Origin of the sequence: Providencia hangzhouensis, from assembly GCF_029193595.2 — a bacterium.
Lineage (GTDB): Bacteria > Pseudomonadota > Gammaproteobacteria > Enterobacterales > Enterobacteriaceae > Providencia > Providencia hangzhouensis.
Window position 1 is genome coordinate 765,750 of record NZ_CP135052.1, and the last position, 12,186, is coordinate 777,935.

Genomic DNA, 12,186 nt, shown 5'->3' on the forward strand with positions numbered 1-12,186 from the left:
GTTTATGTCTACTCAAATACAGGCACAGAGCTCTGTTTTACTGCATTTCACATTGAAATTGGAAGATGGCTCTACGGCTGACTCCTCGCACGCACAAGGAAAGCCTGCGTTATTTGTTTTAGGGAATGACTCCTTATCGCCAGAACTTGAAGCCCAATTGATTGGCCTTAATGAAGGTGAAAAGAAAAGTTTTTCGCTGCCCGGAGATACTGTTTTTGGGAAACATAACCCTGACTTAGTTCAATATTTTTCATTGCGTGATTTTATAGAAACAGGCATTCCTGAAATTGGTACGATAATGCTATTTACGGCGATGAATGGCAGTGAAATGCCAGGTGTAGTAAAATCAATTGAAGGTGAGTCGATTACTATTGATTTTAATCACCCTCTCGCAGAGCAGCAGATTAGTTTTGATATCGAAGTGCTTGAAGTAGACCCGCAATTGGAGAATCACAATGCAAATATTAATGGCTAACCCTCGTGGGTTTTGTGCAGGCGTAGACCGCGCAATTAGCATCGTAGAAAGGGCGTTAGAAATATATGGTGCTCCGATTTACGTTCGTCACGAAGTGGTTCATAACCGTTATGTTGTTGATGATTTACGTCAACGTGGTGCTATCTTTATTGAGGAAATCTCAGAAGTACCAGATGGGTCTATTTTGATTTTTTCTGCGCATGGCGTTTCCCAAGCTATTCGTCAAGAAGCTCGCTCTCGCGATCTCACCATGTTATTTGATGCGACTTGTCCTTTGGTTACGAAAGTTCATATGGAAGTTGCACGCGCTAGCCGTAAAGGCAAAGAGGCTATTTTAATTGGCCACGCTGGGCATCCAGAGGTCGAAGGTACGATGGGGCAATATAGCAACCCTGAAGGTGGGATGTATCTTGTTGAAAGCCCAGAAGATGTTTGGAAACTGAAAGTGAAAGATGAAAATAATCTCTCTTTCATGACACAAACAACGCTTTCTGTTGATGATACTTCTGATGTCATTGATGCGCTGACATCTCGCTTTCCAAGTATCGTTGGGCCCCGTAAAGACGATATTTGTTATGCAACGACTAACCGCCAAGAAGCAGCGAGAGAGCTTGCAGAACGCGCTGACGTTGTTTTAGTCGTCGGTTCTAAAAACTCATCAAACTCAAATCGTCTTGCGGAGTTAGCTTCGCGTATGCAAAAACCTGCCTATTTAATTGATGGTGCGGAAGATATTAAAACGGAATGGTTAGCGGATAAAAATATTATCGGCTTAACAGCAGGGGCATCTGCTCCAGATATTCTAGTTAGGCAAGTTATTGATAGACTTAAAGAATTAGGGGCTGATTCTGTTGTTGAATTGCAAGGGCGTGAAGAAAATATCGTCTTTGAGGTCCCTAAAGAATTAAGGGTTGAGGTTAAAGAGATTAATTAATCATTTGATTTCAATTATAGGAACAGCCGCTTTATGATTTATTCCTTAGCGGCTGTTGTAACTTATCCGCTCATCGCTCATATAGTCCCTTTCATCGTTTCTCTCCATTAACACTTTTACTGATAATCCTCGTGTTCTCTACGCTTTTGTTAATAACGATGCATTTTTGCTAGCAGAATGGGGGCAGGATAGTTAATCTGTATCACAATCATTTCTTAACTATGGGTAAAAATAGTTTTTTTATCCTAAACAACAGTTCAAATTTATCGATTTGCATTAATTAAAAAAAGGATAAGCCATGGCAAATTCAATGGTACGAGTCGCAATAGTTGGTGCCGGTGGGCGTATGGGGCGCCAGCTAATTCAAGCCGCGCAACAACAAGATGGAATTCAATTAGGTGCCGCGATTGAGCGCGAGGGCTCATCACTTATCGGGACTGATGCAGGGGAACTCGCAGGTATCGGTAAGCTAGGTATTGCCATTGTTGATTCACTTAATCAGGTTGTTAATGATTTTGATGTTGTCATTGATTTCACTCGCCCAGAAGGGACTTTACACTATCTTGCATTTTGTAAAGCTAACCAAAAAGCCATGGTAATTGGAACGACAGGGTTTGATGAGCAAGGTAAGCAAGCCATTGCCGAAGCTGCGAAATCTATTCCTATTGTCTTTGCGGCAAATTTCAGTGTTGGTGTCAATGTGGTGCTGAAATTACTGGAAAAAGCAGCAAAAGTGATGGGAAATTACACTGATATTGAAATTGTTGAAGCACATCACCGCCATAAAGTGGATGCGCCATCAGGTACGGCTTTGGCTATGGGAGAGTCTATTGCTAGTGCACTTGGGAAAGACTTAAAAGAGTGTGCGGTATATACCCGTGAAGGTTACACAGGGGAACGAGAACCTGGAACTATTGGCTTTGCAACTATCCGTGCTGGGGATATTGTGGGTGAACATACTGCAATGTTTGCAGATATTGGGGAGCGAGTTGAAATTAGCCATAAAGCCTCTAGCCGTATGACCTTTGCAAATGGCGCAATAAAAGCCTCAGGGTGGGTTTGTGCTAAAAATAATGGGTTATATGATATGAAAGATGTGCTTAATCTAGATGGTTTGTAGTTTTTTTTATTTTTTATTTTTCTTTTAAATTATAATCTTAAAATTGATTTTTGTTATTATGATATCGATTTGAATTATTTTTATTCAAATCGATATTAATTTATGTTTTAATGGTTTTTATCTTCAGTTTTGCTCGTTAATTATCCTTTCTTCCTTCTTTTAGCTGGGTTATTATCAATAAACTAGTTATCTTGCTTTGCAACCGTTTACTTATTCATATTTACTGCTATTTATACTACTCATCCAACTAAAAGTGAGGTAGTTAAGTAAAAAAGTAAGATAAAAGTGAAAAAAATGCATTTTTTTCTAGACAAGACCCTATCTCATCATTAGAATGCGCGCAATTTGCCAAAAATTTGCTTAAAAACTCATTTTGGCATTGATTTAGATCGTAAAATCTGAATTAATATGCAAAAAACGTGATTTATTATTCTCCGGAGGGTGTTTTGATTAAGTCAGCTATATTGGTTCTGGAAGACGGAACCCAATTCCACGGGCGTGCTATCGGTGCAGAAGGCGCTGCAGTTGGAGAAGTCGTTTTCAACACGTCGATGACCGGATATCAAGAAATAATTACAGACCCTTCCTATTCCCGCCAAATTGTTACTCTCACTTATCCCCATATTGGTAATGTCGGCACTAATGCTGATGACGAAGAATCCCCAAATGTTCATGCACAAGGCTTAATCATTCGTGACTTACCATTGGTTTACAGTAATTTCCGCGGGCAAGAAGGGTTATCCGAATATCTAAAACGCCATAACGTCGTGGCGATTGCGGATATCGATACACGTAAATTAACACGTTTACTGAGAGAAAAAGGCGCTCAAAACGGTTGTATCATTGCGGGTGATAACCCTGATGTTGCACTCGCACTGGAAAAAGCGCGTAGTTTTTCAGGTTTGAATGGGTTGGACTTGGCAAAAGAAGTCTGCACTAAAGAGATTTATAACTGGTCCCAAGGTTCATGGACGCTGGAAAATGGCCAGCAAGGCGCGAAAACTGCGGAAGAACTCCCTCTACATGTTGTTGCTTATGACTTCGGTGCAAAGCGTAATATCTTACGTATGTTAGTTGACCGTGGTTGCCGTTTAACTGTGGTGCCAGCAACTACACCAGCAGAAACTGTATTGGCGATGAACCCCGATGGTATTTTCTTATCGAATGGCCCTGGTGACCCGGCTCCTTGTGATTATGCAATCAAGGCAATTGAAACATTCTTAACCACAGAAATCCCAGTATTTGGTATTTGTTTAGGGCACCAATTACTCGCTTTGGCCAGCGGTGCTAATACCATGAAAATGAAGTTTGGTCATCATGGTGCTAACCATCCAGTTAAAGATTTAGACAAAGATGTGGTGATGATTACGGCGCAAAACCATGGTTTTGCGGTTGATGAATCGACACTTCCCGACACACTGCGCGTGACTCACAAGTCACTGTTTGATGGAACATTGCAAGGTATTCACCGTACGGATAAACCAGCATTTAGTTTTCAAGGCCACCCAGAAGCAAGCTCAGGGCCACATGATGCGGCAAATTTATTCGACCATTTCATTGAATTAATTAATGAATACCGTCAAAACACACCTCGTCAAAACGCACAATAATCGGGAGCAAAAAAATGGCAAAACGTACAGATATAAAAAGCATTCTGATTTTAGGTGCCGGCCCAATTGTGATTGGCCAAGCATGTGAATTTGACTATTCAGGTGCCCAAGCGTGTAAAGCACTGCGTGAAGAAGGTTACCGCGTAATCTTAGTTAACTCGAACCCTGCGACTATTATGACAGACCCAGAAATGGCGGATGCAACTTACATCGAGCCGATTCACTGGGAAGTTGTGCGTAAAATTATTGAAAAAGAGCGCCCAGATGCAGTATTACCGACCATGGGGGGGCAAACCGCATTGAACTGTGCGCTTGAATTAGAGCGTAAAGGCGTTTTAGCCGAGTTCGGTGTCACCATGATTGGGGCGACTGCTGATGCAATAGATAAAGCAGAAGATCGCCAACGTTTTGATAAAGCAATGAAAAAAATCGGCTTGGGCACTGCACGCTCAGGTATCGCACATAATATGGAAGAAGCATTTGCTGTTGCCGATGCGGTAGGCTTTCCCTGTATTATTCGCCCATCATTTACGATGGGAGGCACCGGTGGCGGTATCGCCTATAACCGTGAAGAGTTTGAAGAAATTTGTACTCGCGGTTTAGATTTATCCCCGACTAACGAATTATTGATAGATGAATCGCTGATTGGTTGGAAAGAATACGAAATGGAAGTTGTCCGCGATAAAAAAGACAACTGTATTATCGTTTGTTCCATTGAAAACTTCGATGCCATGGGGATCCATACAGGTGACTCTATCACCGTAGCACCAGCTCAAACACTGACTGATAAAGAATACCAAATCATGCGTGACGCATCGATGGCAGTATTGCGTGAAATCGGCGTTGAAACAGGTGGCTCTAACGTTCAATTTGCGGTAAACCCTAAAGATGGGCGCTTAATTGTTATTGAAATGAACCCGCGGGTTTCGCGTTCATCAGCGCTTGCCTCTAAAGCAACAGGCTTCCCAATTGCAAAGATTGCGGCAAAATTAGCCGTGGGCTATACCCTTGATGAGTTAATGAATGATATCACTGGTGGCCGTACCCCTGCATCATTTGAACCTTCCATTGACTACGTTGTGACAAAAATTCCGCGCTTTAACTTTGAAAAATTTGCGGGCACGAATGACCGACTCACAACGCAAATGAAATCGGTTGGCGAAGTGATGGCTATCGGTCGCACATTCCAAGAATCAATGCAAAAAGCGTTACGTGGGTTAGAAGTGGGCGCAACAGGCTTTGACCCGAAAGTAGCCCAAGAGGACCCTGAAGCTCTGACTCGTATCCGTCGTGAATTAAAAGATGCTGGTGGAGAGCGTATTTGGTTTATTGCGGATGCATTCCGTGCGGGGCTTTCTGTTGATGGTGTTTTCAATTTAACCAATATTGACCGCTGGTTCTTAGTGCAAATCGAAGAACTGGTACGTTTAGAAGAAGAAGTGGCTGAATTAGGTATCAATGGCCTGACCAAAGACTTCTTACGTGTACTCAAACGGAAAGGTTTTGCAGATGCCCGTTTAGCTAGTCTAGTCGGGGTTTCTGAAGCAGAACTGCGTAAATTACGTCAAGGCTATGATTTACATCCTGTATATAAACGTGTTGATACCTGTGCGGCAGAATTTGCAACAGATACGGCTTATATGTATTCCACTTATGAAGATGAGTGCGAGTCAAACCCAAATAATGCTAAACCGAAGGTGATGGTATTAGGCGGTGGGCCAAACCGGATTGGGCAAGGGATTGAATTTGACTATTGCTGCGTGCATGCATCTTTAGCGTTACGCGAAGACGGCTATGAAACCATTATGGTCAACTGTAATCCTGAAACCGTTTCAACTGACTATGATACATCAGATCGCCTCTATTTTGAGCCAGTGACACTGGAAGACGTACTTGAAATTGTGCGTATCGAGCAGCCAAAAGGCGTGATTGTGCAATATGGTGGTCAAACACCATTGAAATTAGCGAGAGCGTTGGAAGCTGCCGGTGTTCCTGTTATTGGTACGAGCCCAGATGCCATCGACCGCGCAGAAGATCGTGAACGTTTCCAGCAGGCCGTTAATCGCTTGAACTTGAAGCAACCACAGAACGCAACTGTCACAGCGATTGAGCAAGCCGTTGAAAAAGCAGCTGTTATTGGCTACCCGCTGGTTGTTCGTCCATCCTATGTACTAGGTGGCCGAGCAATGGAAATTGTATATGATGAAATCGATTTACGTCGCTATTTCCAAACCGCGGTAAGTGTCTCTAACGATGCGCCAGTGCTACTTGACCGTTTCCTAGACGATGCGGTTGAAGTTGACGTAGATGCGATTTGTGACGGTGAGATGGTACTGATCGGCGGTATCATGGAACACATTGAGCAAGCTGGTGTGCACTCTGGTGACTCCGCATGTTCTCTACCTGCTTATACGCTTAGCCAAGAAATCCAAGATGTAATGCGTGAACAAGTTCGTAACCTTGCCTTTGAGTTACGTGTGCGTGGCTTGATGAACGTGCAGTTTGCAGTCAAAAATAATGAAGTTTACTTAATTGAAGTCAATCCACGTGCGGCAAGGACTGTGCCTTTTGTTTCTAAAGCAACGGGTGTGCCATTAGCGAAAGTTGCAGCGCGTGTGATGGTAGGGCAAACCTTGGCACAGCAAGGGGTGACGGAAGAGGTTATTCCACCATATTACTCTGTGAAAGAGGTGGTATTGCCATTCAATAAATTCCCTGGTGTTGACCCAATTCTTGGGCCTGAAATGCGTTCAACAGGCGAAGTAATGGGCGTCGGCCGGACATTTGCTGAAGCTTTTGCTAAAGCGATGTTAGGCAGTAGCTCGACGATGAAAAAATCAGGCCGTGCACTGTTATCTGTTCGTGAGGGAGATAAAACTCGCGTGGTTGATTTAGCTGCTAAGCTGTTAAAACACGGCTTTGAGCTGGATGCTACTCACGGCACTGCGATTGTGTTAGGAGAGGCTGGTATTAACCCACGCCTCGTCAATAAAGTTCATGAAGGTCGTCCACACATTCAAGATAGAATTAAGAATGGTGAATATGATTACATTGTGAATACCACCGCAGGGCGTCAAGCCATTGAAGACTCAAAATTAATTCGTCGCAGTGCATTGCGTTATAAAGTCCACTATGACACGACGTTGAATGGTGGGTTTGCCACTACGATGTCGCTCAGTGCAGACCCAACCGATACGGTAATCTCTGTACAAGAAATGCATGCATTAATTAAGTAATAATTTAACGTTATCTATATAAGCCTCAGTATTCAATCTACTGGGGCTTTTTTATTGCTATTCTATAAAGCCATCTCCTGACGAGAGGGAAATTGTCTGCTGATATAATGGATAAGATGGAATTTTAATAAAAAGTGCAAAGTGGTGATTGACTCTCACGTAACGTGAGGCACTAACCTTAGTCGCAATTACAGGAGGAACATATGCTATTTCAAGTTGGTGAGATCGCGGAAAAAACAGGATTAACCATCCGTACACTTCATCATTATGAAGAAATTGGCTTATTGGTACCAACTGCAAGAACCGATGCAGGTTATCGGCTTTACAACATGCAATGCATAGAGCGTTTAACGCAAATTCAATTGTTACGGCAAGTTGGAGTCAAACTGAAAAACATCGGTGAATTACTGGATGGCCAGAGTGGAGATATGACGAGTTTGCTGCAAGAGCGAATTGCACTATTAACGGAACAAATGGAGCAAATGGCGACATTACGTAATCGATTAGAGCAATTACACAGGCAAATGCAAACGGGGAATACTTTAACTCAGGCTGATTGGTTTTCTGTATTGGAGATGATGTCGATGTTTGATAAATATTTTACCCCTCAAGAATTGGAACAATTGCCATTATATACGGCGCATACGCTGAAAAACCAAGAGTGGCAACAGCGAGTAGCAACGGTAAGCAAGCTGATGGAACAAGGTGCAACACCTCAATCTACAGAGGTGCAACAAATTGCACATGAATGGATGACAGCGTTAGAAAGAGATACCGGAGGAAACCCTGATTTCTTTGCACGACTGAATCAAATTCATTTATCGGATAACACGTTAGCTTATTCATCAGGCATTTCTGTCGCAATGATCCAATTTGTTGCAGAGGGTTTTAGTGAATACCAATTATCACTGTTTAAACCCCATTTAACCGCGGAGCAATTTGCTTTTGTTCAGCAACATTATTTTGCTTCAGGGCAGGTGTGGCCTGAGTTAATTGCGGGTTTATATAATGCATTAAAAGCCCAAAAATCCCCAGATTCACCTGAAGTACAACAATTAGCACAAACATGGTTAACGATGTTCAACCAGTTTACGGGGGGAGATCCTGAGCTACAAGAGAGAATTCGGGCTATTTATCGTGAAGATCCCAAAATTTCTCAAGGGACATGGATGACTGCAGAAATTGGTCAGTACTTATTTTCTGCTATTAGTAGTTTGATGACTGAATAACCTCAATGGCCGCTGACTAGCGGCCATTGAGGTTGTTGACAAAGCGGGATAAAAGCTTGGTTTTTCCCGCTTTGTGTTATCAGCCGAAAATCAATAAATTGATTTTTCTAGTTTATTTTCAAAACCTATTCGACTTGCCGCCAAACATAATATGTTTGTCAGCAGTCTGAATGGCTGCTGACTAGCGGCCATTGTTCAGTCATATTATGATTTCTCTTTGCTACTCGAGAGTGCTTTGCGGTGTTTCCAGTACATTACAATTGAGCCAATTAGGCCACTAATCAGTAGGATAACTGGGATAATCATCAGAGCACTAATCACAATTTGCTCGTGTTCTTTCACAAAAGGAATTTGGTTTAGGGCATACCCTAAGGTGACAATCAAACCAACCCATAACAAACCACTTAACCAGTTAAAAAACTGGAAACGGCGGTGGCTTAATTCAGATAACCCAGCAAGCAAAGGTAATATCGTTCTGACAAATGCAAGAAAGCGCCCTATAAGTAGCGCGTATAAACCTTGCTTATTAAACATATTGTTTGCTTTGGTGTGATATTCCTCAGGGATTTGTGCTAACCAGCGCTTCACAACCTTAGTTTCACTTAACCATCGGCCTTGCAGAAAGCCCAGCCAGCAACCTAAACTGGCTGCGGTTGTTAGCAATAATATCGTGGGTATAAAGTGCAAAACCCCTTTGGCAATTAATGCACCAGAAAGGATCAACAAGGTATCACCGGGTAAGAAAGCGGCGGGAAGGACGCCATTTTCTAAAACAATGACAACAAAAAGTACGGTATAAATAACCCAAAGCACTTCAGGGTTGGAGAGTTTAAGGAAATCGTGGTGCCAAAGTGCCAGTACGATTTCGCGTAGGACTTCCATAATCATTCCTGTATCTGCGTAAAAGCGAATTTCTTTATTATCTATATTACAGGAAAAAAAGGGTTCAAGTTTGATTTGTTTGAAGAATTAATCATTTAGTGAAAAAATTGCAGGAAACATTTAACGCAGCTCCTGCAATTAATATATTGATTTTTAATTTAAATTCTTTCGAAAGCTAATTGTAAGTCGTGAATTAAATCATCGGTGTGCTCTAGGCCTATATGCACTCGGAAGAAGGTTCCTTCTTTTGGTGAAAAATCATACTGCCGCATATTGAGTAAATCTTCTTTTTGGTATCCCAAAATTAGCGACTCAAAACCACCCCATGAATAACCCATTTTAAAATGATTAAAATTATCAAGAAAAGCGGTAAATTGCTCAGTGGTTAAGCGTGATTTTAGTTGGAAAGAGAAAAGGCCATTAGCACCTGTAAAATCACGGATAAAGAATTCATGGCCAGGTGAATTCTCTAGTGCAGGGTGAAATACCTGTTCAACTTCAGGGCGTTGTTGTAACCAGTTAGCGACTTGTAAGCTATTAATTTGATGCTGCTTTAAGCGAGTCGGCAATGTATGTAGTCCTCGATTAGCCATATAAACGGTGTCTGGATCAGCCGTTTGGCCTAAGAGATATGAATTTTCGCGCAATGTTTCAATACAGCGTTGGTTTGCCACAGCAAGGCCGAGCATACCGTCGGAATGGCCATTGATATATTTAGTTGCTGATTGGATTGATACGTCAACATCAAATAATAAAGGTTTAAGTAAAACACCAGCAGCCCAAGTGTTATCAATCATAATCACAATTTCAGGGGATTTCGCACGTATTGTCTTTACGATTGTCGGTAAATCATGAACTTCCATGGTGATAGAACCGGGGGACTCTAAGAATACAATACGCGTATTAGGCTGAATTAAATCAGCGATACCCGTTCCGATGAGTGGATCAAAATACGTGGTTTGGATATTTAACTTAGTGAGAATATTGTCGCAAAAATTTTGAGTTGGGTCATAAGCTGAGCCTGTAACAAGGATATGTTCGTCAGCAGAAATAAACGACAAAATGGCATTTGTGATAGCTGCTGCGCCTGATGGGTAAAGGACGCATCCAGCACCTGATTCTAATTCTGTCATGGCCTCTTGAAAAGCGAAATGAGTTTGCGTACCACGACGCCCATAAAATAATACGCTATTTGCACGATGGCGAGTTGCATGACGTTTCTCTTCGAGCGTATCAAAAATGATAGAAGATGCTCTCTGAATTACGGGATTTACCCCTTTTTGTGTGTACTTAGGGTTCCGACCAATATGGACTAATTGTGTTTCAGGTTTTATTTCTGCCATGATTTTTCCCTACACAGAGTGTGAACTGGTTAAACTTAGAGGTGATTTATACTAAGACGTTAAATGATCCTGATAGAAATGTAACTTGAGTATTCTTCAACTTTCAAACAGTAGGTAAATTTTATTTGTAAGATTGGGAATGAACATTTAATTGAACCGCGAATTATTAAGGAAAATAACCGCATAGTAGAGAAGGTCATGTTTGTCTAAACGCAAAAAAATATAAAAAAATCGCGAATACTAATGATAATTACTATCAATTCGCGCTGTGTTTGATATCATCAGCACCGTCTTTTTGAAAAGAGACGGACAGCGCGAGTCAAATTTCGCTTTTAAAGGTTAGTCGATGAATGGCACAATCATCGATATGAATTTTATTATACAACACTAAAAAGAGAGTAAAGGCCAACTGATGCGTAAACTAACAGCTTCTATTCTATTGGCGTTCGGCTTGATGGGTACGGCAGTCGCTGAAACCACACCTGCAACAACACCAGCTGCGTCTCAAAACACACCATCAACACAACCGGCAGTAAATTCAGCCGCACCAACAACAACGACACCAAGTGCTGAAGTTGCATCAGTACCTGCTGAGCCTGCGCAAGGCGAAGCCGTGAACACAACAGTTGTTAATGAAAACATTGAAATTGCAACAGAAGCACCAACAGGGGGTTTTGATCAAGACTTATCTGTTTGGGGAATGTACCAAAATGCAGATAACGTGGTTAAAACCGTTATGATTGGTTTGGTGATTGCTTCTGTCATTACATGGGCTCTATTTTTCTCAAAAGGTTTGGAAATATTAGTCGCTCGTCGCCGCTTAAAAGCAGAAGCAAAAGCGATTGCTGAGGTGAAGTCACTTGATGAGGCGGTCAGTATCGCAGAAGGCTTCAAAGCAAATAGCATTACGCGTATGTTATTAAATGAAGCTGTTACTGAGCGGGCTTTATCAGCCAATAGCTCTGATTTATCAGGCACAAAAGAGCGCACATCATTCCGTTTAGAAAGAGCTGTTGCTGCGATTAGCCGTTATATGGGGCGCGGTAATGGCTATTTGGCGACTATTGGTGCGATTTCTCCATTCGTCGGTCTATTTGGGACGGTCTGGGGGATCATGAACAGTTTTATCGGGATTGCCCACTCGCAAACGACTAACCTCGCTGTTGTTGCCCCTGGTATTGCAGAAGCATTATTAGCGACAGCAATTGGTCTTATTGCCGCTATCCCTGCGGTTGTGATTTATAATATTTTTGCCCGTATGATCAACAACTATCGTGGTCAAGTAGGGGATGTCGCTGCTCAGTCCGCATTGTTACTGGGGCGTGATCTTGATCTGGCAAATAGCAAAGCAAGGTAA

Annotated in this window: 9 protein-coding genes; 7 read left to right on the plus strand and 2 right to left on the minus strand. The window is 42.1% G+C overall.

What is annotated here, in order from left to right:
* The first annotated feature begins 4 nt into the window (after positions 1 to 4).
* The 6 genes from fkpB (at position 5) to PZ638_RS03295 (ending at position 8,604) form a co-directional block, all read left to right on the plus strand.
* Positions 5 to 475 (plus strand): FKBP-type peptidyl-prolyl cis-trans isomerase, encoded by a 471-nt coding sequence (gene fkpB, locus PZ638_RS03270; protein ID WP_004905629.1) that lies wholly within the window; start codon positions 5 to 7, stop codon positions 473 to 475.
* Positions 456 to 1,409, plus strand: coding sequence for a 4-hydroxy-3-methylbut-2-enyl diphosphate reductase (ispH, locus tag PZ638_RS03275; RefSeq protein WP_004905626.1), 954 nt, complete (start codon positions 456 to 458; stop codon positions 1,407 to 1,409). Before fkpB ends, ispH begins: the two co-directional genes overlap by 20 nt.
* A gap of 298 nt (positions 1,410 to 1,707) precedes the next feature.
* Positions 1,708 to 2,529 (plus strand): 4-hydroxy-tetrahydrodipicolinate reductase, encoded by an 822-nt coding sequence (dapB, locus tag PZ638_RS03280; protein WP_004905622.1) that lies wholly within the window; start codon positions 1,708 to 1,710, stop codon positions 2,527 to 2,529.
* Between the two features lie 446 nt (positions 2,530 to 2,975).
* Positions 2,976 to 4,139, plus strand: a complete 1,164-nt coding sequence (gene carA, locus PZ638_RS03285; protein ID WP_153673989.1) for a glutamine-hydrolyzing carbamoyl-phosphate synthase small subunit — start codon at positions 2,976 to 2,978, stop codon at positions 4,137 to 4,139.
* 14 nt (positions 4,140 to 4,153) lie between these two features.
* Entirely contained in the window at positions 4,154 to 7,375 is a 3,222-nt protein-coding gene (gene carB, locus PZ638_RS03290) for a carbamoyl-phosphate synthase large subunit (RefSeq protein ID WP_004905617.1), read from the plus strand.
* A 203-nt stretch (positions 7,376 to 7,578) separates the two neighbouring features.
* Positions 7,579 to 8,604 carry a MerR family transcriptional regulator gene (locus PZ638_RS03295; RefSeq protein WP_004905612.1) on the plus strand — a complete coding sequence of 342 codons (1,026 nt, stop codon included), beginning with the start codon at positions 7,579 to 7,581 and terminating at the stop codon, positions 8,602 to 8,604.
* A 204-nt stretch (positions 8,605 to 8,808) separates the two neighbouring features.
* Here PZ638_RS03295 and PZ638_RS03300 read toward each other — a convergent pair whose 3' ends face one another.
* Complete coding sequence (locus PZ638_RS03300; RefSeq protein ID WP_004905610.1) at positions 8,809 to 9,486, minus strand: DedA family protein; 678 nt, start codon at positions 9,484 to 9,486, stop codon at positions 8,809 to 8,811.
* A 158-nt stretch (positions 9,487 to 9,644) separates the two neighbouring features.
* Positions 9,645 to 10,829, minus strand: coding sequence for a cystathionine beta-lyase (gene metC, locus PZ638_RS03305; protein ID WP_112307829.1), 1,185 nt, complete (start codon positions 10,827 to 10,829; stop codon positions 9,645 to 9,647).
* A 412-nt stretch (positions 10,830 to 11,241) separates the two neighbouring features.
* Here metC and exbB point away from each other — a divergent pair, with 412 nt between their 5' ends.
* Complete coding sequence (gene exbB, locus PZ638_RS03310) at positions 11,242 to 12,186, plus strand: tonB-system energizer ExbB (RefSeq protein WP_004905606.1); 945 nt, start codon at positions 11,242 to 11,244, stop codon at positions 12,184 to 12,186.